Below are 24,253 nucleotides of genomic sequence, written 5' to 3'. Positions count from 1 at the left end.
TCGCCGACCAGCCGGAGCCCGTCATGTCCCCCATTGCCGATCATCCGCTGCGCTACGCGCTCGCCAACGAGTTGCACGCGCGGCCCTATCCGGCGCTCGAGGCACCCTGCCATGTCGTCTTCATGGCCTTCAAGGAGCCGCTGGATGCGGCCAATCGCGATCGGGGCCGCGACCGGGCGCACCTGTTCGAGATCCTCGACCGCCACGGCACCGCCCACCCCGCGCCGGATTCGACGCATTTCTCGGCGCCGATCGGCCGGGCCGAACTGCGCTGGGAGAGCCATACGGAGTTCGTCACCTACACGGCCTTCGTGCCGGGTCTGCACGAGCGTCCCTTCGATCCGGCCAAGGCCGAGATCTTTCCCGAGGACTGGATCGAGCGGGCGCCCGGCCGGCGGCTTGTCTCGCTCCTGATCCGCATCGAGGAGATGCCCTCCGACGAAGAGGCCACGATCGATCGGTTCGAGGAGTGGTTCGTGCCCGACAGCCTCGCCTGTTCGCGCATCGTGGATGGCGCGGCGGTGGTGGCCGGGGATTTCCGAATCGATCCGGCGGGCCACATGCGCTTTTCGGTCTTCGTCCGGCCCGGCACCGGGCCGCGCCGGATCGGACGGATCGTGACGCGCCTTTGCGAGATCGAGACCTACCGCGCCATGTCGATGCTGGGGCTGATGCGGGCCCGGACCCTGAACGGGCGGCTGAATGCGCTCGACCCCAAGCTGTCGGCGCTCGTCTCGGGGCTGGACGAGATCGAGCATTCGCCGGACGAGGCGCTGCACGAGCTTCTGAAGATCAACGCCGAGATGGAGAGCCTTGCGGTGCAGTTCACCTTCCGCTTCGGCGCGACCGCGGCCTACGAGGCGATCGTGCACGACCGGATCCTGGCGCTGCGCGAAGAGCGGATCAGCGGCCGGCAGACCTTTGCCGAATTCATGGCCCGGCGCTACGATCCGGCCATGCGAACGGTGAAATCGGCCGAGGCGCGGTTGCGTTCGATGGCCGAGCGGGCGCAACGGGCGGCGGAGCTGTTGCGCACGCGGGTGGATGTCGAACGTTCGGCGCAGAACCAGAAGCTGCTCGAAAGCATGGACCAGCGCGCCGACCTCCAACTGCGGCTGCAGCGGACCGTCGAGGGCCTGTCGGTCGTGGCGATCAGCTATTATGCGGTGAGCCTGCTGGCCTATTCGGTCGCTCCGCTGGCGGAGCCGCTGGGCGTGAGCAAGGGTGTGGCGACCGCGGTGCTGACGCCGCTCGTGGTGGTGGCGGTCTGGCTTACGCTGCGGCGGATCCAGCGCAAGATGCATTGACGGATTGCCCTCGGCCACTGGCCCGGGGGCTTCGCGCCCCCGGACCCCCGCGGGATATTTGGGCAGAGTGAACGACGCGCGGGGGGCGCAGGCGGGGGCATCCGCGCGGGGCTTGACCTTGGCTGCCGCCGGGGCCACGCTCGCCGTCTCAGCAGGAGACGACCATGCCCAGCCCGCTCACGCCGCGCCAGATCCTCGAGCGCCTGGTCGCCTTTCCCACCGTGAGCCGGGACAGCAACCTGGCGCTGGTGGACTGGGTCGAGGAATTTCTCGACGAGCGCGGGATTGCGGCCCATCGGGTCTGGAACGCGGACCGCACGAAGGCCGCGCTCTATGCCCATGTGGGGCCCGAGGTCGAGGGGGCGGTCGTGCTCTCGGGGCACAGCGACGTGGTGCCGGTCGAGGGACAGGACTGGAGTTCGGATCCCTGGACGCTGACCGAGCGGGACGGCCGGCTCTACGGGCGCGGCACCTGCGACATGAAGGGGTTCGATGCGCTGGCCCTGGCCGCGCTGGCGCTGGCGCAGGAGCGGGGTGTGAAGCGGCCGCTGCAGCTTGCGCTGTCGTTCGACGAGGAGGTGGGCTGTCTCGGCGCGCCGGCCATGATCGAGGAGATGGCGCGCTGTCTGCCAAAGGGGCGCGCGGTGATCGTGGGCGAGCCCTCGCGGATGCGGGTGGTGACGGGGCACAAGGGCGGGGGCGGGCTTCTGTGCCATGTGCAGGGGCACGAGGTCCATTCCTCGATCATGCACCGGGGCGTCAATGCGATCATGTCGGCGGCGCGGCTGATCGACTGGGCCAACCGGCGCAATGCGGAGGGGGCTGCGGGGCCGCCGTCAGAGGTGGCGGCGCTCTTCGATCCGCCCTGGACGACGGTCCATGTCGGCACGATCCGGGGCGGAACGGCGGGCAACATCACCGCGCGCGACTGCCGCTTCGACGTGGGGTTCCGCGCCGTGCCGGGAGAGACGGTCGAGGACTGGGCCGCGGCCTTCGAGGCGGAGGCGCGGTCGGTCGAGGCGGAGATGAAGGCGATCCACCCCGAGGCCGCGATCTCCATTGGCCGGCTTTTCGGCTATCCGCCGCTCCGGCCGGAGGAGGGGGGCGAGGCCGAAGCGCTGGCGCGGCGTCTGACCGGCGACAACGGCTCGATGGTTGTCAGCTACGGCACCGAGGCGGGGCAGTTCCAGGCCGCGGGCTATTCGGCGGTGGTCTGCGGGCCGGGCGACATCGCCCAGGCGCACCAGCCAGACGAATATCTCGAGGTGGCGCAGTTCGAGGACGGCTGGTCCTTCATGCGGCGTCTGGTCGAGGAGTGCGCAGGGTGATGCATTTTCCGATCTCGATGGCGCTGCCTGCGCGCTTCGCCGGGCCGCTGCCGGAGAGGTGCGACGTCGTGGTGATCGGCGGTGGCGTGATCGGCGTGATGACCGCCTGGTTTCTCGCCGAGCGGGGGCTGCGCGTGGTGGTCTGCGAGAAGGGCCGGGTGGCGGGCGAGCAGTCGAGCCGGAACTGGGGCTGGATCCGCCAGCAGGGGCGCGACCCGGCCGAACTGCCGATCATGATCGAGAGCCTGCGGCTGTGGCAGGGGCTGGCGCAGAGCCTGCGCAACCCGTTCTCCTTCCGCCAGACCGGCGTGCTCTATCTCGCCAATCGCGAGGAGTCGCTGGCGCGTTACGAGGACTGGCTGTGCCATGCCCGCGACCAAGGGCTCGACAGCCGGATGCTGGGCCGGCGCGAGCTGGCCGAGCGGCTGCCGGGGGCGGCGGACCTCTGGCAGGGGGCGCTCTTCACCGCCTCGGACGCGCAGGCGGAGCCCTGGGCGGCGGTGCCGGCGCTGGCGGCCGGTGCGGTGGAGCGGGGTGTCACGATCATCGAGGACTGCGCGGTGCGGGCGATCGACCTCGAGGCGGGGCGCGTGGTGGGGGTTGCCACCGAGCGCGGGCGCATCCGGGCGCCGGAGGTGGTGCTGGCGGGCGGGGCCTGGTCCTCGATCTTTGCGCGGGCGCATGGGGTGGATCTGCCCCAGCTGTCGGTGCTGGCCTCGGTGGCGCAGACCGATCCGCTGCCGGAGGTGCATCCGGGCGCCGCGGCCGACGACGAGTTCGCCTTTCGGCGCCGCGAGGACGGCGGCTATACGATCGCCGGTGGCTCGGAACATGATTTCTTCATCGGTCCCGACGCGTTCCGCCACTTCTTCAAGTATCGCAAGGCGGTGAAGAAGGATTTCCTGAACACGCACTACCGCTGGCTTGCGCCGCGCAACTATCCCGATGCCTGGAACACGCCGCGCACCTGGTCGAAGGGCGCGCCCACGCCCTTCGAGGCGATCCGCGTGCTGAACCCGTCGCCGAACCTGGCCACCCTGTCACGGGCGGCGGCGGCTTTCGGCCGGGCCTTTCCGGGCGTCGGGCGGCCCCGCATCCGCGCCACCTGGGCCGGGATGATCGACACGATGCCCGATGTGGTGCCGGTGATCGACCGGGCGCCGAGGCTGCCGGGCCTGACGATCGCCACGGGCATGAGCGGGCACGGATTCGGGATCGGACCGGGTGTGGGCCGCGTCGTGGCCGATCTCGTCTGCGGCCGCGAGGTCGGGCATGATCTCACGCGCTTCCGCCTGTCGCGCTTTTCGGACGGTTCCGAGATCGTGCTGGGCCCCTCGCTCTGAGGGTCAGCCGCCGGTGTGGCTCATGTGGCGGGACATCTGGCCCGAGACGGTGCGGCGCGAATAGTCGAAGTCATGGCCGCGCGGCTTGCGCGCGATGGCGGCCCGGATCGCCTCTTCGAGCGCCGCATCGTCCGGTGACCGTCGGAGCGGCTGGCGCAGGTCGGCGCGGTCTTCCTGCCCGAGGCACATGAACAGCTCGCCCGTGCAGGTCAGCCGCACGCGGTTGCAGCTTTCGCAGAAATTGTGGGTGAGGGGCGTGATGAAGCCCAGCCTCTGCCCGGTCTGGGCAAGGCGGATGTAGCGGGCGGGGCCGCCGGTGCGGTCCGACAGTTCGATCAGGCTGTAGCGTTCGGCGAGGGTCGCGCGCAGGTCGTTCAGCGACCAGTACTGGTGCAGGCGGGTGTCCTCGCCCATCTCGCCCATCGGCATGACCTCGATGAAGGTCAGGTCGTGGCCCTCGCCGCCGCACCATTCGACCAGCCGGAACAGCTCGTCCTCGTTGAAGCCGCGCAGAGCGACGGCGTTGATCTTGACGCGCAGGCCCGCGGCCCGCGCCGCGCGGATCCCGTCGAGAACCTGGTTCAGGCGGCCCCAGCGGGTGATCCGGGCGAACTTCTCGGGGTCGAGCGTGTCGAGCGACACATTCACCCGCCGGACCCCGCAGGCCGCCAGTTCCTCGGCGTGACGGGCGAGCTGCGAGCCGTTCGTGGTGAGCGTCAGTTCCCTGAGGGAGCGGGTCTCCAGATGGCGCGACATGGCCCGGAAGAAGGTCATGATGCCGCGCCGGACGAGGGGCTCGCCGCCGGTGATCCGCAGCTTTTCCACGCCCAGCCGCACGAAGGTCGAACACAGCCGGTCCAGCTCTTCCAGCGAGAGAAGCTCGGCCTTCGGCAGGAAGGTCATGTTCTCGGCCATGCAGTAGGTGCAGCGGAAATCGCAGCGGTCGGTCACCGAAACCCGGAGGTAGGAGATCGGTCGGGCGAACGGATCGACGAGTGCCGGATTTGTGGGCGCGGGAATCATGTTTGTGAAGGTAGGGCTGCGACGACCTGTCCACAAGCGCCGGCCAGAACGGTTGACGGCATTTCGCCCCAGACTATCGTCGTAGGCATGAACATCCTTGTCCCCGCCTCTGCCGCCCTTCTTCTGCTGGTTGCCTGCGACCCCGTGCGCGAGGCGGCATCTCCGGCGCCCTCGCCGATGGCGCGGCTGGCGGCGGGGGGCGGGGCACTGGGGGGGCAGGGCGTGGCGCCCGCAAGCCTCGACCGCACCACCGAGGCCGAGCGCCGGGCGGCCCTGGCGCCCGCGGCGGCGGGTCGGCCGCTCGGGACGGTGACGGCGGGTCTGGGCGCGCCGACCGAGCCCGGCTTCTGGCTGCGCAGCGCGCTCGTTGCGGCCGAGCAGCCGGGTCGGGTCGAGCTGGAAGGCGGCCGCTCGGTGGCGGTGACGCTCCGTCCGGGCAGCGGGGCGGCGCAGCTGTCGCTGCCGGCCTTCCGGGCGTTGGGGCTGGGGCTGACCGACCTGCCGCTGGTCACCGTCTATGGCGGCTGATGCGACGGCGCGGCGGAGCCCTGTTCAGGGACGCTGATGGCTGCCCAGCACGCGGATGATCTCGGCCGAGATGCGGTCCGGCGTCACGGGCTTGGCCACATACCCCGTCAGGCCGGCCGCGACATAGGCGGCGCGGTGCTCGTCGCCGGCATCGGCCGTCATGGCCACGACCGGGAGGCTGGCACTGGGTCCGGGAAGGGCGCGGATGCGGCGGAAGGTCTCGAGCCCGTTCATCTCGGGCATGTTCATGTCAAGCAGGACCAGATCGACCGTCTCGCGCTGCAGCAGCGCGAGAGCCTCGGGCCCGCTCGTGGCCTCGAGCGTGCGCACGCCGAACAGCTGCAGATAGGCGGCCGCCACAAGCCGGTTGGTCGCGATGTCATCCACCACCAGCACCGAGCGACCGGCAAGGCTGCCCGTGGGCTGCGGCGGGATCGGCTCGCTCGCCTCCACCGGCTGGATCGAGAGCGTCAGGGCAAAGCGCGCGCCCTGGCCCGACTGAGGCAGAAGCCGCAGGTCGCCGCCCATCTGGCGGGCGAGCGCGCGGCTGATCGACAGACCCAGCCCGTTGCCCGGCGTGCGCGCCGAGGGCTGCGAGGGGCTGCGGGGTGCGGTGAAGGGTTCGAAGATCGTCTCGGCCTCGTCGGGTCGGATCCCGTCGCCGGTGTCGCTGACCTCGACCCGCAGCATCGGCCAGACCGAGGAGGAGAGTTCCATCCGCGCCTCGACGCGGATGCGGCCGCTGCGGGTGTGTTTCAGCGCGTTGGACAGAAGGTTCGACAGGCACTGCCGCAGCCGCTGGGGATCGAGCCGGGCCCGCGTCGGCAGATCGCCCGTCACCAGTTGCAGCGCCAGCCCGGCCTCCTCGATCAGCGGACGGAAAAGCTCGACGCTGGTGACGATCTCTTCGCGCGGGTTGACGGTCCGCGGGCGGATCGGCATGCGGCCCTGCTGAGCGGCCGACATGTCGAGGATATCGTCAAGGATCGTCGAGAGCCCCTCGGCCGAGCGGATCAGCACGCCCAGCCGCTCGCGCGTCACCGGGTCCATCGCGCGCCGCAGCTCGGCATGGCCGATTCCGAGGATGGCGTTCAGCGGGGTGCGCAGCTCGTGGCTCATCTGGGCGAGAAACCGGTCCTTCGTGGCATTGGCCGCGATGGCCTCGGCCCGGCCCGCCGCCGTTTCCCGGTGCAGCCGGTTTGCAGCGAGGATCGCGCCGAACGAATATCCCAGCGCGACCAGTGCGCAGAGCGTCGTCAGCGCAAGCGCGGGCAGGTCGTTCTTCGGCAGCCAGTAGAGCGTGTTCGAGACCAGCGTGACGAGGGAAATGGCGGCTGCTCCTGCAAGGCCCATGGGCAGGTGGATGGAACGCACGGTCGCGATATGCAGCATCGTGCAGACCATGAGCCCGACGGCATAGGCCTTCACGAACTGGTCCTCGACATGCCAGAGCAGAGCGGCCGGCATGGCAAAGGCCATCTGCAGCAGGAAGGCCGAGACGATGTAGATCGGGTGCCGCCAGCCGTCCGTGATCCGGTCCGGCCGGGCGTCGATCCGATTGAGGATCAGCTCTCCCAGCACCGTGGCCAGCGCGCAGCTCCCGACGATCCACTCCGGCAGAAAGAGCAGCGACACCGCGAGGGCGAGGGCTATGGCCGGGAAGCGCACCGGAGCCTCGCGCCGCAGGATCGAGGCCTGGCGGGCAATCTCCTGTTCCAGCTCGATCGTCGGAAGGGTTCGCGTCCAGTGCAGGCGCATGGGGCACTCCGGCATGGGTGAGGGCCGGGGCCGCTGGCCCCCGCCGGGGCGTCAGGGCGCAGCGGGGACGAGCCGCACTTCCTGCCGCAGGCGGCCGTCGGTCTCGAAGATCAGGAGGCGGCCGTCCTCCGTCACCACCCCCAGCCAGTCGCGGCCACGGGTGAAGGCTTCGGCCCGTGTGCCCTCGGGCAGTGTCAGCTCTTCGGGCAGGGTGAGGGGCGTCGGCGTCAGGCTTGTCGGCATCCGGGTGACAATCACCGTCACGACCGTTATGACGCCTCCGATCATGGTGAGTGTCAGGATGATGACGAGCCATTTGAGAAACCCGAGGCTGGGCGGAAGTCGCCCTTCCGGTTCCGGAGCCTGCTGCATGGCCATCCTTCCGCCCCACGGGGGCACACTGAGCATCACGATCGGAGAGGATCCTCCCGAACGCCTTGATAAGGCGCTGGCGCGCGAGGCGCCAGAGGAGGCGGCACTGTCGCGCTCGCGGCTGATGAAGCTGATCGCCGAAGGGGCGGTGCGGCTCAAGGGCGTGCCCGTGACCGATCCGAAGGCCAGGGTCCTCGAGGGGCAGGTCTATGAGATCGTGACGGGCGCGGCGGCCGAGGTCGAGGCTCTGCCCGAGGCGATCCCGCTCTCGGTGGTGTGGGAGGATGCCGATCTCGTCGTCATCGACAAGCCGGTGGGGATGGTGGTCCATCCGGCCCCCGGACAGTGGACGGGGACGCTGGTCAACGCGCTCCTCCATCATTGCGGGGCGAGCCTCTCGGGGATCGGGGGCGAGAAGCGGCCGGGGATCGTCCACCGGATCGACAAGGACACGTCGGGGCTTCTGGTGGTGGCCAAGACCGACCGCGCCCATCAGGGTCTTGCCGCCCAGTTCGAGGCCCACACGGTCGAGCGCCGCTATCTTGCTCTGGTTCATGGCGTGCCCGAGCCGTCGGATCCGCGGCTGCGCGGCATCCGGGGCGTCAGTTTCGAGCCGGGCGGCGTGCTGCGCATCGCGACCGGCATCGCGCGCCACCGGACCGACCGGCAACGGCAGGCGGTGACCTTCGAGGGCGGGCGCCACGCCATCACACGGGCGCGCCTGCTCGAGCGGTTCGGCACTCCGCCCGCGGCGGCGCTGTTGGAATGCCGGCTCGAGACGGGGCGCACTCACCAGATCCGGGTTCACATGTCCCACGTGGGGCACGGGCTGATCGGCGACCAGACCTACGGCGGGCGCCGGAAGCTGTCAGCCAAGGCCGTGGGCGCCGAGGCGGCGCAGGCGGCAGAGGCCTTTCCGCGGCAGGCGCTCCATGCCGCGACGCTGGGCTTCTGCCATCCCGTGACCGGAGAGGATCTGTCCTTCGAGAGCCCGTTGCCCGCCGACATGGCGGCGCTTTTGGCACTGTTTCCGCGGATGCAAGGGTAACGCGGGATTACATTCGCGTGATTTTCGGCAACAAAGCTGGTGCGGCGACGGTTCCTTGAACATCTCTCGTTAAAACGTCTGTGGTAGCGCAATCGGTGCTGCCGGGATGGAACGGAACGTGCACCTCCCGGCTGGCCGGGCGGCGCCAGAGGGGGTCATTTGAATGAGCAGCTACACCAGTCTTCCCGCTCCGAGTCCTGAACAGGGCCTCAACCGCTACATGCAGGAGATCCGCAAGTTTCCCCTGCTGGAGCCGGAAGAGGAATATATGCTGGCCAAGCGCTGGGTCGATCATCAGGACAACCGCGCCGCGCACAGGCTCGTCACCTCGCACCTGCGTCTCGCGGCCAAGATCGCGATGGGCTACCGCGGCTACGGGCTGCCGCAGGCCGAGGTGATCTCGGAGGCGAACGTGGGCCTCATGCAGGCGGTCAAGCGGTTCGACCCCGAAAAGGGCTTTCGCCTTGCGACCTACGCGATGTGGTGGATTCGCGCCTCGATCCAGGAGTACATCCTGCGGTCCTGGAGCCTCGTGAAGCTCGGCACGACCTCGGCGCAGAAGAAGCTGTTCTTCAACCTGCGCAAGGCCAAGGCGAAGCTCGGCGCGCTGGAGGAAGGCGACCTGCGGCCCGAGAACGTGGCCCAGATCGCCAAGGATCTCAGCGTGACCGAGGCCGAGGTCATCGACATGAACCGCCGCCTGTCCGCCTCGGATGCCTCGCTCAACGCGACCATCGGCTCGGACGGTGACGGAGCCACGCAGTGGCAGGACTGGCTCGAGGATGAGGACAGCGACCAGGCGTCCGATTACGCCGAGCGCGACGAGCTGGAGATCCGGCGCGAACTGCTGGCGCAGGCGATGTCGGTACTCAACGACCGCGAGAAGGACATTCTCGTGCAGCGCCGCCTGACGGATGATCCGGTCACGCTCGAGGAGCTGTCGGACGGCTATGGCGTCAGCCGCGAGCGTATCCGTCAGATCGAGGTGCGCGCCTTTGAAAAGCTGCAGGCCAGGATGCGGGAGCTTGCCCGCGGCAAGGGCATGACGATCCCCGCCTGAACGGAGACAGGCGCAGAACAAAAATGGCCGGGAGAGATCCCGGCCGTTTCTGTTTCGGCGCCGTCATGGTCCCGGCCGGAGCGCGCGCCGCGGCACGCGGGCCACGCCAGCCGGCGGAGTGTCAGTCCGGCGCGCCGAGCAGGAAGCTCACCTGCAGGCTCGAGTTCAGCCGGTTGAAGGCCGCCCGGTCCTTGAGATCCGAAGCGATCAGCCGCTCCGAGAGCTTGCGCCCGGTCTCGGGATGCAGAACGCCCATCACCAGCGCCGCCTTGCCCATGCGGAAGGGCGCCACGCAGTTGATGAGGTAGAACCGCTCGGCCAGTTCGCGCTTGAGATCCTCGGTCACCGGATGGTCCGGGGACGTGTCGGTCCGGAACGGACGGTCGATCGAGCGCAGGAGCCGCGTCACCCCGCCGCCGTCGGCCGGATCGGTCGTCACCATCCGGCCCTCGATGGCGAGCTTCTTCAGCAGCCGGTCGAGGAGGGGCCCGCGATCCTCCAGCCGGTGCAGGACCGAATGGAGGTAGATCACGTCATAGCCCGTGTCGCGGAAGGCGCCGGACATCACGTCCGCGTCGATCAGCCGCGCGTTCCTGCGCTCGCCGAGCTGGGCCTGCAGCGCCTCGATCCGCGCCGGGTCGTCCGAGACCGCGTGATAGGTGCGCGCCGTCTCGGCCAGCCACGGCGTCAGGGGCGAGCCCCCGCCCACCTCCAGCACCTTCTTGCCCGAAAGGTCGCCCAGCCACTCCTTGTGCACCTCGTAAAGCTGCGCCTCGGCCGCGGGCGAGATGGCCGAGAGGGCGCGGGTCCGGATCCGCAGCCAGAGTTCGGAGGCAAGGGCCGCCCCCTTCTCCAGAGCGCCGCCTACCGGGCCGCTCGCCGGTCCGTTGGGCTTGAGGACGTCGCGCTGCTTGTCTGGCATGGCGGAATGACCCATCAAAAACTCCGAAACGAAAGATGTGCAGGGGGCAAACCCCCGCACGGGATGGTAAAACGAGCGATCGGGACGTCAACCGTCCATGGCTTCCAGCTCGTCGATGAAGCCTGCGATCATGCTCAGGCCCTTGTCCCAGAAGGTCGGGTCGCTCGCATCGAGGCCGAAGGGCGCCAGAAGCTCCTTGTGGTGCTTGGAGCCGCCCGCCGCGAGCATCTCGAAATACTTGTCCTCGAAGCCTTCGCCCCCCTCGGCATAGACGGCATAGAGCGCATTCACCAGACCGTCGCCAAAGGCATAGGCATAGACGTAGAAGGGCGAATGGACGAAATGGGGGATGTAGGACCAGAAGGTCTCGTAGCCCTCCATGAACTCGAACGCATCGCCGAGGCTTTGGGCCTGCACGCTCATCCAGAGGGCGTTGATGTCCTCGGGCGTCAGCTCGCCCTGCCGGCGCGCCTCGTGCAGCTTGCATTCGAAGTCATAGAAGGCGATCTGGCGCACGACCGTGTTGATCATGTCCTCGACCTTGCCGGCCAGCAGCGTCTTGCGCTCGGCCGGGGTCTTGGCGGCATCGAGGAGCTTGCGGAAGGTCAGCATCTCGCCGAAGACGCTGGCCGTTTCGGCGAGGGTGAGGGGCGTGGAGGAGAGCAGCTCTCCCTGTCCCGCCGCCAGCACCTGATGGACGCCGTGGCCCAGCTCATGCGCCAGCGTCATCACGTCGCGCGGCTTGCCGAGATAGTTCAGCATCACGTAGGGATGGACGGTGGTCACGGTCGGGTGGGCAAAGGCGCCGGGGGCCTTGCCGGGCTTCACGCCCGCGTCGATCCAGCCCTTGTCGAAGAAGGGCTGCGCGATCTCGGCCATCCTCGGATCGAAGGCCGAATAGGCCTCGAGCACCGTGGCCTGCGCCTCTGTCCAGTCCACGAGGCGCGGGGTCTCGATCGGCAGCGGGGCGTTGCGGTCCCAGACCTGCAGCTTGTCGAGCCCCATCCATTTCGCCTTCAGCCGGTAATAGCGGTGCGAGAGCTTGGGGTAGGCCGCGACCACGGCGTTGCGCAGCGCCTCGACCACCTCGGGCTCGACATGGTTGGCGAGGTGCCGGCCAGATTGCGGGGTGGGCATCTTGCGCCAGCGGTCGTGGATCTCCTTTTCCTTGGCCAGCGTGTTGTGCACGCGGGCAAAGAGCTTGATGTGGCCGCCAAAGACATCGGCCAGCGCGCGGGCGGCGGCCTCGCGGCGCGACCGCTCGGGGTCGGTCAGCAGGTTGAGGGTGGATTCGAGGTTCAGCTCCTCGCCCTCGATCGTGAAGGTGAGCCCCGCCATCGTCTCGTCGAAGAGCCGGTTCCACGCGGCGGCGCCCACGGTGGACTGGTCGTGGAGGAACCGTTCCAGCTCGTCCGACAGCTGGTGCGGGCGCATGGCGCGCATCCGGTCGAAGACGGGCCGGTAGCGGGCAAGGGCGGGGCTTTCCGCCAGCCGCGACTCGAGGTGAGCGTCGTCGAGCCGGTTGAACTCGAGGCTGAAGAAGACGAGCGCGGTGGTGTAGTCCGTCACCTTGTCCTGCGCGTCGGCCATGAACTTGGCGCGCTCGCTGTCCATCGTGTTCTGGTAGTAGCGCAGCCCGGCGTAGGACATCAGCCGCCCGGCGGTGATGTCGATCTTCTCGTAGGTCTCGACGCAGGCCAGCAGGCCCGCCGCGTCGAGGCTTGCCAGCTTGCCTTCGTAGGTGGCGGCGAAGTCGGCGCAGGCGGACTTGAGCCAGGCCATGTCCCGGCCGAACTCGGCCGCGTCGGGCGCGGGATAGAGGTCGCGCAGATCCCATTCGGGCAGGTTCCCAAGGCCCCCGGCGCTGGCGTTGGCGTCATGGACCGGGCGAGGCAGGGGCAGCGTCATGGGAACTCCTTACGTTCTTTGACTGGGAAGGTGGCGTGGCGCGGGCGGAAGTTCAACCCGAAGCGCACGAGACGGGCGGTCGGGCAGGGTGCCCGCGCGCGACGGCCGGCCAGAGCCGGACCTCATGGCGTGGCGCCGGTGGTGGCGAGGAGCGCGCGCAGGCTCTCCAGCGTGTCGATCTCGGCCGCGGGCTTGTCCTTCCGCCAGCGCACCATGCGCGGAAAGCGCAAGGCAATGCCCGACTTGTGGCGGGGGCTGGCCTGGATGCCCTCGAAGGCCAGTTCGAACACAAGCTCGGGCGGCACGCGGCGCACGGGGCCGAACCGCTCCAGCGTATTCTTGCGCACCCAGTCGGTGATCTGCCGGAACTCGGCGTCGGTCAGGCCCGAATAGGCCTTGGTGAAGGGCACCAGATCGTCGCCATCGCGCACCCCGAAGGTGAAGTCGGTAAAGAGAGTCGCCCGCCGCCCGGCCCCTTGCTGGGCATAGAGCATCACCGCATCGACCGTGTAGGGGTCGAGCTTCCATTTCCACCAGTCGCCGCGCTTGCGGCCGACGAAATAGGGCGAGGAGGCCCGCTTCAGCATCAGCCCCTCGGCGATCCTGGCGCGGGCGGTGGCGCGGATCTGGCCCAGCGTCTCCCAGTCATCGAAGGACACCAGCGGCGAGGGGGCGATGGGCAGGCCCGGCGGGAGGGCGGCCAGAACCGCCTCGAGCCGCGCGCGCCGGTGCGCGAGCGGGGCGGCGCGCATATCCTCGCCGTTCTCTTCCAGCAGGTCGTAGGCCAGAAGATGCGCGGGCGCCTCGGCGAGGAGCTTCTTCGGGACCGTGAGCCGGCCGATCCGCTTCTGGAGCGCGGCAAAGGGCAGGGGAGCCTCGCCGCCCCAGGCCAGCACCTCGGCGTCGATCACGAGGCCGGGGGGCAGGAAGTCGCGCAGGGGGGTGAGGTCGGGAAAACGGTCCGTGACCAGCTCTTCGCCGCGCGACCAGAGCGCGAAGGCGCCCGCGCGATTCACGAGCTGGCCGCGGATGCCGTCCCATTTCCATTCCGCAAGCCAGTCGGAGGGCGGCCCCAGCGCCGCCACATCCTCGACCGGCGAAGCAAGGGCGAACGGGTAGGGTTTCGAGGCATCCGCCTCGGGGTCATGCGCGCCGATCAGCGTCTCGAACCGGATCCGCGCGGGGTTCCAGTCGCCCATCAGACGATGCGCCAGCACCGCCTCGTCAACGCCCGTGGCCTGCGCAAGGGCGCGCGTCATCAGCCCCTGGCTCACGCCCATGCGGAAGCCGCCGGTGATGAGCTTGTTGAAGAGAAACCGCTCGGGCGTAGTCAGCCGGTCCCAGGCGTCGAGGATCGCCGCACGCCGATCCTCGGCGGGGCGGCCGGTGAGCGCGATCAGCATCCGCATCCAGTCGTCGAGCGTCCGGTCGCTGGCCCGCGTGGGTTCCGGCAGGATGAGCGAGATGGTCTCGGCGAGGTCGCCCACGATCGGATGCACCTCCTCGGCCAGCCAGACGGGCAGGCCCGCGGCCTCGGCGGCCCAGCTGCGCAGTTCGGTCGCGTTCACGGCGCGCTTCGGCCGGCGGCCCGAAAGAAGCGCGATCGTCCAGACCCGGTCCTCCTCGGGTGCGTCGCGGAAATAGTCGGCCAGAGCCGCCACCTTGCCGGAGGTGCGTGTGGTGCGGTCGAGCAGGTCGAACAGGGTTGCGAAGCGCTTCATCCGGGCGCATCCCCGCCCTGCACGGCCCCTGCCTCTTCCTCTCCACCCGCCTCGATCAGCGGGCCCGGTTCGGCCTCGGCGGCATCAAGGCTTTCGCCCTCGTATTCGGTGGCGACGATTCCGGCCTCGTATCCCTGATCCTCGAGCCAGCGCCGGAAGATCGCGGTGTAGCCGTGGGTCACGAAGATCCGCTCGGCCCCGGTGGCGCGGATCGCGGTGTTGAGGCCCTCCCAGTCGGCGTGATCGGACATGACGAAGCCCTGCGCGAGGCCCCGGCGTCGGCGCACGCCCCTGAGCGCCATCCAGCCCGAGGCGAAGGCTTCGGCCGCGGGGCCGATGCGGTGGGCCCACGCCGTCCCGAGCGCCGAGGGCGGAGCGATCACCAGCGCCCCCGGATGGGTCTTGCCGTCGATGCCGGGGGTGACGTGGGTGGTGGCGGGCAGCGCCAGCCCCTGCGCCCGCAGGACGGCCGTGGTGGCCTCGACCGCGCCATGGGTGAGGATCGGCCCGATCGAGGGATCGGCCGAGGCCATCAGCCGCTGCGCCTTGCCGAGCGCATAGGCGCCCACGATCGAGACGCGCCCCTCGGCCGCATTGGCGGCCCACCAGCGGTTGAGGTCCGCCGCAAGCTCGGCCTGAGGCTTCCAGCGGAAGACCGGCAACCCGAAGGTGCATTCCGAGATGAAGCAGTGGCAGGCGACCGGCTCGAACGGCTCCGACAGACCGTCGCCCGCCACCTTGTAGTCGCCCGACACCACCCAGACCTCGCCCGCCCGCTCGACCCGGATCTGGGCCGACCCCGGCACATGGCCCGCGGGATGGAATGAGACGGTCACCCCGCCGATCCGCCGACGCTCGCCATAGGCGATCGTTCCGAGCCGGATGTCACCCAGCCGGTAGCGGATCACCGGGGCGGACCCCTCGGTCGCCAGATAGGCGCCGTGGCCCGGACGGGCGTGGTCGGAATGGCCATGCGTGATCAGCGCCCGTGGCACCGGGCGCCAGGGGTCGATGTGAAAGTCGCCCTCGGGGCAGCAGATCCCGCGGTCGGTGAAGGTCAGGAGGGGCTGGCGCGGCATGGGCCTGAGGATAGCGCGCCACGGTGCGCCCGCCAGCGGGACAGATTGCGTAATTTTTGGGCGCTTGTCGCGGCGACGGGCGCGCGCGCGCGGTGCCCTCTTCCCGGTGCCGAATCCCGCTGATTAAACTCGAGGCAGGACGGCGCAAGAACGGTCGGGAGGCGAGGGGACGTGGCGGTGACCACCTGTTTCAACGAAATGTACGAAAAGGGCCGGGTGCGGCCGCCCTACCGCCAGCTCGAGGACTGGACGCGCGCCATGCCGGCCGAGCTGCGCGAGATGAAGCAGGCCGAGGCCGAGGCTCTCTTCCGCCGCATCGGCATCACCTTCGCGGTCTATGGCGAGGGCGGCGACCCCGACCGGCTGATCCCGTTCGACATGTTCCCCCGCGTCTTCACCGCGCGCGAGTGGGCGCGGCTCGAACGGGGGATCAAGCAGCGGGCCCGCGCGCTCAACGCCTTTCTCGCGGATGTCTATGGGCGGGGTGAGATCGTGCGCGCAGGCCGCATCCCCGGCCGGCTCGTCCACCGCAACGCGGCCTACGAGAAGTCGGTGGTGGGCTTCACCCCACCCAAGGGGGTCTATTCGCATGTGGTGGGCATCGACCTCGTGCGGACCGGGCCCGACGAGTTCTTCGTGCTGGAGGACAACTGCCGCACGCCCTCGGGCGTTTCCTACATGCTCGAGAACCGCGAGATCATGATGCGGATGTTCCCCGAACTGTTCCGCGAGAACCGGATCGAGCCGGTGGACAGCTACCCCGAGAAGCTCCGCCGGACGCTGGCCTCGGTCGCGCCCCTCAAGTGCGAGCGCGAGCCCACGGTGGTGCTGCTGACGCCCGGCCATTTCAACGCCGCCTATTATGAACATTCCTTCCTCGCCGACCTCATGGGGGTGGAACTGGTGGAAGGGGCCGATCTCTTCGTCGAGGGTGAGTTCCTCTACATGCGCACGACCGAAGGCCCCAAGCGGGTGGATGTGATCTACCGCCGGATCGACGATGCGTATGTCGACCCGCTCTGCTTCCGCCCCGACTCGATGCTGGGCGTGCCGGGGCTGATGGATGTCTATCGCTCGGGCGGGGTGACGATCTGCTCGGCGCCGGGGGCGGGGGTGGCCGACGACAAGGCGGTCTATACCTTCGTGCCCGAGATGATCCGCTTCTATCTGGGCGAGGAGCCGCTTCTGAACAACGTGCCGACCTGGCAATGCGGCAAGGAGGCGGACCTTTCCCATGTCCTCGCCCATCTGCCCGAACTGGTGGTGAAGGAGGTCCACGGCTCGGGCGGCTATGGGATGCTGGTGGGGCCGAAGTCCACCCGCGAGCAGATCGAGGCCTTCCGCGCGCGGATCGAGGCTGACCCCGACAATTACATCGCGCAGCCGACGCTGGCGCTTTCGACCACGCCCACCTTCGTCAACGAGGGGATCGCGCCGCGCCATGTGGACCTGCGCCCCTACTGCCTCGTGGGCGAGCGGATCGAGCTGGTGCCGGGCGGGCTGACGCGCGTCGCGCTGACCGAAGGGTCGCTGGTGGTGAACTCGTCGCAGGGGGGCGGGGTCAAGGATACATGGGTTCTGGCGGAGTGATCGCGACATGCTGAGCCGGACCGCCGACAACCTCTACTGGATCGCCCGCTACATGGAGCGGGCCGAGACGATGGCGCGCCTTCTGGAAGTGGGCGCGCGCATGTCGCTGCTGCCGTCCGCCCACGGCTACCGCAACGAATGGGACAGCCTGCTGCAGGCCTCGGGCACCGCCGGGGGCTATGCGCAGAAATACGGGCAGGCGCACCAGCGCGACATCGAGAGCTACCTGTTCTTCGACCTCGACAATCCGTCGTCGGTCGCCTCCTGCATCGGAAAGGCGCGCGAGAATGCGCGCATCGTGCGCACCGCGCTGACCGCGCAGGTCTGGGACGCGATCAACACCGCCTATCAGGAGTTGCGCGCGCTGGAGAAATCCCCCCGCGACAAGCTGGAGCTGTCCCGTCTGATCGACTGGACGATGAACAAGGCCGCCATCATCCGCGGCTCGATCGACACGACGCAGCTTCGCAACGACGGGTGGGATTTCCTGAACCTCGGCTACTATCTCGAGCGGTCGGACAACACCGCCCGGCTGATGGATGTGAAATACTACGTCCTGCTGCCGCGGGTCGAGTTCGTGGGCTCGGGGATGGACAACTACCAGTGGGCGACCCTGCTGCGGGCCACATCGGCGCACAGGGCCTTTCACTGGGCCTATGGCGGCGAGGTGACGGCGCGCAAGATCGCCGACTTCCTGATCCTGAACGGGCAATGCCCGCGCTCGCTGACGAACTGTATCGAGGGGGTCTGCACCCATCTCAAGCGGCTTGAGAAGGCGTATGGGCGGCCCTCGCGCCCGAGCGAGGTGGCCGAGACGATCGCGGCCGAGTTGGCGGCTCTCAGCGTCGAGGAGATCATCGAGGAGGGGCTGCACGAGTTTCTCAGCCGCTTCATCCTCGAGGCCGCGAACCTGTCGGGCGTGATCTTTGAAACTTATCTGTCGGGGGATGTGCGATGAGCGGTGCGGTTCTGTCGGAGGCCACGCCATGATTCTGACGGTCGATCATGTGACCTGCTATCGCTACAACCGGCCTGCGCGGGCGCTGGTGCAGAGCCACCGGCTGATGCCCTCGAACTGCGCGGGGCAGAGGGTGCTGAACTGGACGGTGACGGTCACGGACGGGATTGCCGGAGGCACGTTCCGCGACGGGGCGGGCGACTGGATCCAGGGCTGGACCGTGCCCGGGCCGGTCAGCGAGGTGACGGTTGCCGTACGGGGCGCGGTCGAGACATCGGATCAGGCCGGCGTGCTGCGCGGGCACCGGGAACTCACACCGCCCGACTGCTACCTCCGCTCCACCCCCGTGACGCGGGCCGATGCGGCGCTGACGGCGCTTGCGGCCGAGGCCGGGGGCGCCGGCGAGGCGCTCGACCGGGCGCACCGGCTGGCCGATCTGGTCGCCGACGCGATCGCCTACGAGCCCGGGGTGACCGAGGCCCACACCACCGCGGCCGAGGCGCTGAAGCTGGGCCGCGGGGTCTGCCAGGATCACGCCCATGCGCTGATCGCCGTGGCCCGCGCGGCGGGGCTGCCCGCCCGCTACGTCTCGGGCTATCTCTTCACCGAGGCCGGGCGCGACCATGAGGCGGCCCACGCCTGGGCGGAAGTCTGGGTTCATGGCCTCGGCTGGGTGGGCTTCGACGCCGCCAACCGCTGCTGCCCCGACGATCGCTACATCCGTCTGGGCTCGGGCCTCGATGCGGCCGATGCCGCCCCGATCCGGGGAATCGCCCGCGGCCATGGGATCGAACGACTGGAAGTGCAGGTTGCAGTGCAGGCGGTGCAGCAATAGGGTCGCCGCCAAAACCAACGGACAAGGCTGTCATGACCTATTGTGTGGGCCTGCTGCTCAATGAGGGGATGGTTCTCCTGTCGGATACGCGCACCAACGCGGGCTTCGACAATATCGCCATCTACAAGAAGATGTTCGTCTTCGAGGACCCCGGCGAGCGCGTGGTGGCGATCCTGACCGCGGGCAGCCTCTCGGTGACGCAGACCACCATTGCCCGCGTGAAGGAGGCAATGCACGACCCCGACGCCACCGAAGAGACCTCGATCCTCAAGGCCCCGACCATGCTGAACGTGGCCGAGATCATCGGCAACATGCTGGCGCGCGTGCGGCTCGACATCGACGAGAAGCTCTCGGCGATGAAGCAGAGCGCCTCGGCCAGCCTGATCGTCGCCGGTCAGCGCAAGGGCGGCGAGATGCGGATGTTCCTCATCTATCCCGAGGGCAATTTCATCGAGGCGACCGAGGACACGCCCTTCCTGCAGATCGGCGAACACAAGTACGGCAAGCCGATCCTCGACCGGGTGGTCAAGCCCGAGACCTCGCTGGCCGATGCGCAGAAGGCGGTGCTGCTGTCGATGGACTCGACGCTGCGCTCGAACCTGTCGGTGGGGATGCCGCTCGACCTGGCGGTGATCGAGCGCGACGCCTGCCGCATCAGCTCGCGCCGGCGGATCGAGGCGGGGGACGACAATTTCCGCGCCATGTCCGAGGCCTGGTCGCGCGCGCTGCGCGAGGGGTTCACGCAGATCCGGATCTGAGCGGGGCGGCCTCGGCCGCCCGGTCGAAGAGGGCGGTCGCGGCGTCGAAGAAGGCGTCGCGGACCTCGGGGCGGTCCATCATCACCTCATGCTCGGCCCCGGGCACGATCTGCAGCTCTCCGCCCCGCCAGCCGTCCATCCGGCGCCGGATCTCGTCCAGATCGACGACCTTCTCGGCCGAACCCACGATGCAGAGCGCGGGAAGCGGGGGTGAGGGCAGATGCGAAAGGCGATGAGTCTCGGCAAAGGCCGCGCGCAGCCAGTCGAGGCTGGGGCCGGCCAGCCCCAGTTCGGGCACGCGCGCAAGCTGGTCCTGCATCCAGGCGAACATCTCGCGGTCGCGCGTGAGCACGTTCGATTCGAAGGCGGTGGCGACCACATAGCTGCGCGTGCCGGTGCCGGGGACATAGCGATGGCCGAGCCCCGTCCTGCGGGCAAGCGCCCCCAGGGCGGCCGCCACGACCCGCAGCGCCGCATGGACCCGGATGCCCCACATCGGCGCCGAGAAGGAGGCCGAGCGCACCTCAAGCCCCTCCTGCAGCGCGCGCAGGCCGATGCAGCCCCCCATCGAATGGGCCAGCAGGTGATAGGGCTCCGGCAGGCCCTGCGCCCGGACATGCGCGACGAACGCCGCAACATCCTGCTGATATTCGGCAAAGTCGCCGATATGCCCCACCAGAGGGTCGCGCAGCGAGCGGTCAGACAGGCCCTGTCCGCGCCAGTCGAGCGTGGCCGAGGCATAGCCGCGGCGGCGCAGCTGGTCGGCCGCGGGCCCGTATTTCTCGGCATATTCGGTGCGGCCCGAAAAGAGCAGCACGGTGCCCCTGCCGCCCTCGGGCCAGATCACGCTGCGCAGCCGCACGCCGTCCTGGGCGCTGATCCACTGCGCACGGACGCCGTCGGGCCCGCGCGCGATCTCGGTGTGGAAGGGCGCCGCGCTCAACTGAGGGCCGCGCCCACCTTCATCGCCATGGGGATCGACCCCTCGATGGCGAGACGGCCCGACATGAAGGCCATGGTCGGGTTGAGATCGCCCTCCAGGATCTGCTGGAACACGTCCGCCGATGCGGTCATCGTGACGTCAGCCTCGCCATCGCCTGCGCGCACGCCGGCCTCGTCCATCATGATCACCCCCTCATCGGCGATGATGAACTTGGCACTGCCGTCGAAGCTGGACACCTTGCGGCCGAGCGCTTCCACTGCGGCGTCGATCACCTTGCTCATTCCCGGCTGTCTCCATTCTCTGTTTCTTGAGCCCGTGCCTCTGGCGTTTGGCCCGCGGCACGCTACATTCGGACTATGAAAGCGCGGCGACCGTTTCACAACGCTATCGTGGCGGCAATTCTGCCGATTGTCCTCGGATGGACCGCGGCCGATGCCCAGACGGCCGGCGCAGGCGGGGGGCTGGACGAGTTGTTCACCCGGCTGAAGGAGGCCGACGCGGCCTCGGCGCGGCGAATCGAGCGGCAGATCTTCACCGAATGGTCCAGGTCGGGCTCGCCTTCGGCCGATCTCCTGCTCCAGCGGGGGCGCGAGGCCATGTCGGCCGGCAAAAGCACGGTCGCCATCGAGCATCTGACGGCGCTGGTCGATCACGCCCCCGACTTCGCCGAGGGCTGGAACGCCCGCGCGACCGCCTATTTCCGCGCCGGAATGTTCGGACCCTCGATGGCCGACATCGGCCGCGTCCTCACCCTCAACCCGCGCCATTTCGGCGCGCTGGCCGGGCTGGGCACCATGCTCGAGCAGATGGAGCGCCCCGAGAGGGCGCTCGAGGTCTATCGGGCCGCGCTTGCTATACATCCGCACCTCGAAGGGGTAGAGCAGGCGGTGAAACGGCTGGAAGCCAAGGCGGCCGGTCAGGAACTCTGAGGCAGGCCCATGCGCGCGACCGCGAGGGTGACGGCGGTCCTCGGACCGACCAACACCGGCAAGACCCACTATGCGATCGAGCGGATGCTGGGCCACAGGACGGGCGTGATCGGCCTGCCGCTGCGGCTGCTGGCGCGCGAGGTCTATGACCGGATCGTGGCGCAGCGCGGGCCCTCGGTCGTGGCGCTGGTCACCGGCGAGGAGCGCATCGTTCCCGACCGCACGCAATACTGGGTCTGCACCGTCGAGGCGATGCCGATGGAGATCGGCGCGGATTTCGTCGCGGTGGACGAGATCCAGCTCTGCGGCGATCCCGAGCGCGGCCATGTCTTCACCGACCGGCTTTTGCGGGCGCGCGGGCTGGTCGAGACCATGTTCCTCGGCTCGGACGTGATGCGGGGCGCGATCGCCGCGCTGGTGCCGCATGTGACCTTCCTGCGGCGCGAGCGGCTCTCGACCCTCTCTTACGCGGGATCCAAGAAGATCAGCCGGATGCCGCCGCGCAGCGCCATCGTCGGCTTCTCGGTCGATAACGTCTATGCCATCGCGGAACTCATCCGCCGCCAGAAGGGCGGCTGCGCGGTGGTGATGGGGGCGCTGTCCCCCCGGACGCGGAACGCGCAGGTCGCGCTCTACCAGAACGGCGACGTGGATTACCTCGTGGCGACCGATGCCATCGGGATGGGGCTCAACCTCGATATCCATCATGTCGCCTTTTCCTCGACGGTGAAGTTCGACGGGCGGCGGATGCGCCACCTGTTCCCGCACGAGCTGGGCCAGATCGCGGGCCGCGCCGGACGCCATACCGAGAACGGCACCTTCGGCGTGACGGGCGAGGCCGAGCCGCTCGACGAAGGCGTGGTCGATGCGATCGAGAACCACCGCTTCGCCCCGATCCAGCGCCTGCACTGGCGCAACGACCGGCTCGAGTTCGGAACGGTCGAGCGGCTGATCGCCTCGCTGGAAGAGCCGACCTCGAACGAATGGCTCACGCGGGCGCGGGAGTCGGACGACCTCCATGCCCTGAAGGCGCTCTCGGAGGAGCCCGAGGTGCGCGACCGGCTGCGCTCGCCCCATCAGGTGCGCCTTCTGTGGGACGTCTGCCGGATTCCCGACTTCCGCAGCATCTCCTCGACCGAGCATGTGACTCTTCTTGCCCGGATTTTCGGCTTCCTGTGCGAAGGAAAGGTTCCAAACGACTGGTTGGCGCGCGCCATCGCCCGGATCGACCGCCCGTCGGGAGATATCGACACACTCTCGAAACGGCTCGCGTATATTCGGACCTGGACCTATGTGGCGCAGAGACGCGGCTGGGTTGAGGATGAAAGTCATTGGCGCGACGAGACTCGCGCGGTAGAAGACCGCCTGTCGGACGCGCTGCACGGCGCGCTGACTCAGAGATTTGTCGATCGGCGCACTTCCGTGCTCATGCGCCGGTTGAAGCAGAAGGAGAGCCTTGTGGCTGAGGTCAATGACAAGGGTGAGGTGACGGTGGAAGGCGAGTTCGTCGGCCGTCTCGAAGGGTTCCGCTTCCGGCAGGATGCGTCGAACTCGCCCGACGAGGCGCGCACCCTGCGGCAGGCCGCCATCCAGGCGCTGCGGCCGGAATTCCACCTCCGGGCGGACCGCTTCTACAATTCGCCCGACACGGAGATGGATTTCACCGAACAGGGCGGCCTCATGTGGGGCGAGCAGGCGGTGGGCAAGCTCGTGGCCGGCCCCGAGCCGATGCGCCCGCAGGTCGAGCCCTTCGTGGATGAGGACGCCGGGGCCGAGGTCGCCGAGAAGGTGCGCCGCAGGCTCCAGCATTTCATCGACCGCAAGGTGGCGGCGCAGTTCGAGCCGCTTCTGGCCATGAGCCGTGACGAGACGCTGACGGGCCTCGCCCGCGGCTTCGCCTTCCGGCTGGTGGAAAGCCTCGGGGTGATCCCGCGCGAGCAGGTGGCCGAGGATGTCAAGGCGCTCGACCAGGAGGCGCGCTCGGCGCTGCGCAAGCATGGCGTGCGCTTCGGGCAGTTCACGATCTTCCTGCCGCTCCTGCTGAAACCGGCGCCGACGCGGCTGCGGCTCGTGCTCTGGTCGCTGGCGAACGGTCTGCAGGAGTTCCCCGAGAGCCCGCCGCCCGGCCTCGTCACCATCCCGCACATCGCCGACGTGCCGCGGATGCACTACACCCTGGCCGGCTATCATCCGGCGGGCCAGCGGGCCATCCGCATCGACATGCTCGAGCGTCTGGCCGACCTGCTGCGCGCCAAGGACAGCCGTGCGGGCTTCGAGGCCACGCCCGACATGCTCTCGATCACCGGCATGACGCTGGATCAGTTCGCGGGCCTGATGCAGGGCCTCGGCTACCGCGCCGAGCCGGGTGAACGGCCGAAGGTCAAGGCTGCCGCCCCGGTCGCGACGCCCGTTCCCGAAGGCGAGGCCGCGCCCGAGCCGGCCGCCGAAGCCGTCGAAGAGGTGGCGGTTGACGCCGCCGCGGAAGAACACGCCGTCGTCGAGACCGAGCATTTCTACACCTTCACCTGGGCTCCGCGCCGGCAGGATCGCGGACCGCGCCGGCAGGACCGGGGGCAGGGCGAGGGTCGCGGCGGCCGCGCTCCGCGCGCGGCGTCGGGCGAGGCGGCGCCGGCCGAGGGCGCGTCTGACGCACGCCCGCCGCGCGGCGATCGTCCCGAGCGTCAGGGCCATCCGCGCCCGAAGGGCAAGGGCGGCAAACCCGACCGCAAGGGCGGCGAGCGCAACCAGCCGAAATCCTTCGAGTCACGTCCCGCGCGGTCCGACAAGATCGACCCGGACAACCCCTTCGCCGTTCTGGCCGCGCTGCGCGACCGGACCTGATC

The 24,253-nt window shown here is 69.2% G+C and carries 21 protein-coding genes; 12 read left to right on the top strand and 9 right to left on the bottom strand.

The genetic code is table 11. The features are described 5' to 3' along the window. Nucleotides 1–23 precede the first annotated feature (23 nt). The 3 genes from LV780_RS07155 (at nucleotide 24) to LV780_RS07145 (ending at nucleotide 3,978) form a co-directional block, all read left to right on the top strand. Nucleotides 24–1,307, top strand: coding sequence for a DUF3422 family protein (locus LV780_RS07155; protein ID WP_101341559.1), 1,284 nt, complete (start codon nucleotides 24–26; stop codon nucleotides 1,305–1,307). 164 nt (nucleotides 1,308–1,471) lie between these two features. Beyond that, nucleotides 1,472–2,635 carry an acetylornithine deacetylase gene (gene argE, locus LV780_RS07150; RefSeq protein WP_101341560.1) on the top strand — a complete coding sequence of 388 codons (1,164 nt, stop codon included), beginning with the start codon at nucleotides 1,472–1,474 and terminating at the stop codon, nucleotides 2,633–2,635. Next, a complete protein-coding gene (locus tag LV780_RS07145; RefSeq protein ID WP_108220216.1) occupies nucleotides 2,635–3,978 on the top strand; it encodes an NAD(P)/FAD-dependent oxidoreductase in 1,344 nt (447 codons plus the stop codon). The genes argE and LV780_RS07145 overlap by 1 nt, the downstream gene beginning before the upstream one ends. 3 nt (nucleotides 3,979–3,981) lie before the next feature. Here LV780_RS07145 and moaA read toward each other — a convergent pair whose 3' ends face one another. Beyond that, nucleotides 3,982–5,001: a GTP 3',8-cyclase MoaA gene (gene moaA / locus LV780_RS07140; protein ID WP_117344967.1), complete on the bottom strand. Its 1,020-nt coding sequence runs from the start codon at nucleotides 4,999–5,001 to the stop codon at nucleotides 3,982–3,984. Between the two features lie 87 nt (nucleotides 5,002–5,088). On the opposite strand from moaA, the gene LV780_RS07135 reads away from it, so the two are divergent. Further along, the gene (locus LV780_RS07135) at nucleotides 5,089–5,529 is read left to right on the top strand and encodes a hypothetical protein (protein ID WP_117344966.1); all 441 of its coding nucleotides are present in this window, start codon (nucleotides 5,089–5,091) and stop codon (nucleotides 5,527–5,529) included. Between the two features lie 24 nt (nucleotides 5,530–5,553). Here LV780_RS07135 and LV780_RS07130 read toward each other — a convergent pair whose 3' ends face one another. Together LV780_RS07130 and LV780_RS07125 are read right to left on the bottom strand one after the other, a co-directional pair. Then, a complete protein-coding gene (locus tag LV780_RS07130; RefSeq protein ID WP_108220215.1) occupies nucleotides 5,554–7,287 on the bottom strand; it encodes an ATP-binding protein in 1,734 nt (577 codons plus the stop codon). A 51-nt stretch (nucleotides 7,288–7,338) separates the two neighbouring features. Next, on the bottom strand, nucleotides 7,339–7,659 hold the full coding sequence (locus LV780_RS07125; protein WP_011908596.1) for a DUF6476 family protein: 321 nt from the start codon (nucleotides 7,657–7,659) through the stop codon (nucleotides 7,339–7,341). Here LV780_RS07125 and LV780_RS07120 point away from each other — a divergent pair. Further along, nucleotides 7,658–8,707, top strand: a complete 1,050-nt coding sequence (locus LV780_RS07120; protein WP_117344965.1) for an RluA family pseudouridine synthase — start codon at nucleotides 7,658–7,660, stop codon at nucleotides 8,705–8,707. The genes LV780_RS07125 and LV780_RS07120 overlap by 2 nt on opposite strands. 163 nt (nucleotides 8,708–8,870) lie before the next feature. Then, nucleotides 8,871–9,767, top strand: coding sequence for an RNA polymerase sigma factor RpoH (rpoH, locus tag LV780_RS07115; RefSeq protein ID WP_011908594.1), 897 nt, complete (start codon nucleotides 8,871–8,873; stop codon nucleotides 9,765–9,767). A gap of 121 nt (nucleotides 9,768–9,888) precedes the next feature. Here the strand turns inward: rpoH and LV780_RS07110 are convergent, their stop codons facing one another. From LV780_RS07110 to LV780_RS07095, 4 genes are all read right to left on the bottom strand, one after another. Then, entirely contained in the window at nucleotides 9,889–10,704 is an 816-nt protein-coding gene (locus LV780_RS07110) for a class I SAM-dependent methyltransferase (RefSeq protein ID WP_044248059.1), read from the bottom strand. Nucleotides 10,705–10,776: 72 nt separating this feature from the next. Then, nucleotides 10,777–12,597 carry a M3 family oligoendopeptidase gene (locus tag LV780_RS07105; protein ID WP_108220213.1) on the bottom strand — a complete coding sequence of 607 codons (1,821 nt, stop codon included), beginning with the start codon at nucleotides 12,595–12,597 and terminating at the stop codon, nucleotides 10,777–10,779. A gap of 122 nt (nucleotides 12,598–12,719) precedes the next feature. After that, complete coding sequence (locus LV780_RS07100) at nucleotides 12,720–14,318, bottom strand: ATP-dependent DNA ligase (protein WP_108220212.1); 1,599 nt, start codon at nucleotides 14,316–14,318, stop codon at nucleotides 12,720–12,722. After that, the gene (locus LV780_RS07095) at nucleotides 14,315–15,397 is read right to left on the bottom strand and encodes a ligase-associated DNA damage response exonuclease (protein WP_108220211.1); all 1,083 of its coding nucleotides are present in this window, start codon (nucleotides 15,395–15,397) and stop codon (nucleotides 14,315–14,317) included. Before LV780_RS07095 ends, LV780_RS07100 begins: the two co-directional genes overlap by 4 nt. A gap of 198 nt (nucleotides 15,398–15,595) precedes the next feature. Here LV780_RS07095 and LV780_RS07090 point away from each other — a divergent pair, with 198 nt between their 5' ends. From LV780_RS07090 to LV780_RS07075, 4 genes are read left to right on the top strand one after another with little or no spacing between them, the layout of a single operon-like run. Continuing rightward, on the top strand, nucleotides 15,596–16,987 hold the full coding sequence (locus tag LV780_RS07090; RefSeq protein ID WP_180325194.1) for a circularly permuted type 2 ATP-grasp protein: 1,392 nt from the start codon (nucleotides 15,596–15,598) through the stop codon (nucleotides 16,985–16,987). A gap of 7 nt (nucleotides 16,988–16,994) precedes the next feature. Then, nucleotides 16,995–17,945 carry an alpha-E domain-containing protein gene (locus LV780_RS07085; RefSeq protein ID WP_108220210.1) on the top strand — a complete coding sequence of 317 codons (951 nt, stop codon included), beginning with the start codon at nucleotides 16,995–16,997 and terminating at the stop codon, nucleotides 17,943–17,945. A 28-nt stretch (nucleotides 17,946–17,973) separates the two neighbouring features. Beyond that, nucleotides 17,974–18,780: a transglutaminase family protein gene (locus LV780_RS07080; protein ID WP_101341570.1), complete on the top strand. Its 807-nt coding sequence runs from the start codon at nucleotides 17,974–17,976 to the stop codon at nucleotides 18,778–18,780. A 32-nt stretch (nucleotides 18,781–18,812) separates the two neighbouring features. Further along, a complete protein-coding gene (locus LV780_RS07075) occupies nucleotides 18,813–19,538 on the top strand; it encodes a proteasome-type protease (protein ID WP_108220209.1) in 726 nt (241 codons plus the stop codon). Here LV780_RS07075 and LV780_RS07070 read toward each other — a convergent pair. Both LV780_RS07070 and LV780_RS07065 read right to left on the bottom strand, forming a co-directional pair. Continuing rightward, complete coding sequence (locus LV780_RS07070) at nucleotides 19,519–20,481, bottom strand: alpha/beta hydrolase (RefSeq protein ID WP_108220208.1); 963 nt, start codon at nucleotides 20,479–20,481, stop codon at nucleotides 19,519–19,521. The two genes, LV780_RS07075 and LV780_RS07070, sit on opposite strands and share 20 nt — an antisense overlap. After that, complete coding sequence (locus LV780_RS07065) at nucleotides 20,478–20,762, bottom strand: SCP2 sterol-binding domain-containing protein (RefSeq protein WP_011908584.1); 285 nt, start codon at nucleotides 20,760–20,762, stop codon at nucleotides 20,478–20,480. The genes LV780_RS07070 and LV780_RS07065 overlap by 4 nt, the downstream gene beginning before the upstream one ends. Before the next feature lie 75 nt (nucleotides 20,763–20,837). Here LV780_RS07065 and LV780_RS07060 point away from each other — a divergent pair, with 75 nt between their 5' ends. Together LV780_RS07060 and LV780_RS07055 are read left to right on the top strand one after the other, a co-directional pair. After that, a complete protein-coding gene (locus LV780_RS07060) occupies nucleotides 20,838–21,410 on the top strand; it encodes a tetratricopeptide repeat protein (protein WP_108220207.1) in 573 nt (190 codons plus the stop codon). Nucleotides 21,411–21,419: 9 nt separating this feature from the next. Continuing rightward, nucleotides 21,420–24,251, top strand: coding sequence for a helicase-related protein (locus LV780_RS07055; RefSeq protein WP_108220206.1), 2,832 nt, complete (start codon nucleotides 21,420–21,422; stop codon nucleotides 24,249–24,251). Nucleotides 24,252–24,253: the final 2 nt, after the last annotated feature.

It is taken from the genome of Cereibacter azotoformans, assembly GCF_021391315.1.
Taxonomy (GTDB): domain Bacteria; phylum Pseudomonadota; class Alphaproteobacteria; order Rhodobacterales; family Rhodobacteraceae; genus Cereibacter_A; species Cereibacter_A azotoformans.
The sequence above is the reverse complement of the archived record's forward strand: the minus strand, read 5'-3'. Positions and strand labels throughout refer to the sequence as shown.

Excerpts from the sequence above, each read along its gene's own strand:
- LV780_RS07105 (WP_108220213.1), bottom strand. The coding sequence starts at position 12,597 with ATGACGCTGCCCCTGCCTCGCCCGGTCCATGACGCCAACGCCAGCGCC.
- LV780_RS07100 (WP_108220212.1), bottom strand. The coding sequence starts at position 14,318 with ATGAAGCGCTTCGCAACCCTGTTCGACCTGCTCGACCGCACCACACGC.
- LV780_RS07120 (WP_117344965.1), top strand. The coding sequence starts at position 7,658 with ATGGCCATCCTTCCGCCCCACGGGGGCACACTGAGCATCACGATCGGA.
- LV780_RS07145 (WP_108220216.1), top strand. The coding sequence starts at position 2,635 with ATGCATTTTCCGATCTCGATGGCGCTGCCTGCGCGCTTCGCCGGGCCG.
- LV780_RS07155 (WP_101341559.1), top strand. The coding sequence starts at position 24 with ATGTCCCCCATTGCCGATCATCCGCTGCGCTACGCGCTCGCCAACGAG.
- LV780_RS07135 (WP_117344966.1), top strand. The coding sequence starts at position 5,089 with ATGAACATCCTTGTCCCCGCCTCTGCCGCCCTTCTTCTGCTGGTTGCC.
- LV780_RS07060 (WP_108220207.1), top strand. The coding sequence starts at position 20,838 with ATGAAAGCGCGGCGACCGTTTCACAACGCTATCGTGGCGGCAATTCTG.
- LV780_RS07090 (WP_180325194.1), top strand. The coding sequence starts at position 15,596 with ATGTACGAAAAGGGCCGGGTGCGGCCGCCCTACCGCCAGCTCGAGGAC.
- LV780_RS07085 (WP_108220210.1), top strand. The coding sequence starts at position 16,995 with ATGCTGAGCCGGACCGCCGACAACCTCTACTGGATCGCCCGCTACATG.
- LV780_RS07130 (WP_108220215.1), bottom strand. The coding sequence starts at position 7,287 with ATGCGCCTGCACTGGACGCGAACCCTTCCGACGATCGAGCTGGAACAG.
- moaA (WP_117344967.1), bottom strand. The coding sequence starts at position 5,001 with ATGATTCCCGCGCCCACAAATCCGGCACTCGTCGATCCGTTCGCCCGA.
- LV780_RS07080 (WP_101341570.1), top strand. The coding sequence starts at position 17,974 with ATGATTCTGACGGTCGATCATGTGACCTGCTATCGCTACAACCGGCCT.
- LV780_RS07095 (WP_108220211.1), bottom strand. The coding sequence starts at position 15,397 with ATGCCGCGCCAGCCCCTCCTGACCTTCACCGACCGCGGGATCTGCTGC.
- LV780_RS07055 (WP_108220206.1), top strand. The coding sequence starts at position 21,420 with ATGCGCGCGACCGCGAGGGTGACGGCGGTCCTCGGACCGACCAACACC.
- rpoH (WP_011908594.1), top strand. The coding sequence starts at position 8,871 with ATGAGCAGCTACACCAGTCTTCCCGCTCCGAGTCCTGAACAGGGCCTC.
- LV780_RS07125 (WP_011908596.1), bottom strand. The coding sequence starts at position 7,659 with ATGCAGCAGGCTCCGGAACCGGAAGGGCGACTTCCGCCCAGCCTCGGG.
- LV780_RS07110 (WP_044248059.1), bottom strand. The coding sequence starts at position 10,704 with ATGGGTCATTCCGCCATGCCAGACAAGCAGCGCGACGTCCTCAAGCCC.
- LV780_RS07075 (WP_108220209.1), top strand. The coding sequence starts at position 18,813 with ATGACCTATTGTGTGGGCCTGCTGCTCAATGAGGGGATGGTTCTCCTG.
- argE (WP_101341560.1), top strand. The coding sequence starts at position 1,472 with ATGCCCAGCCCGCTCACGCCGCGCCAGATCCTCGAGCGCCTGGTCGCC.
- LV780_RS07065 (WP_011908584.1), bottom strand. The coding sequence starts at position 20,762 with ATGAGCAAGGTGATCGACGCCGCAGTGGAAGCGCTCGGCCGCAAGGTG.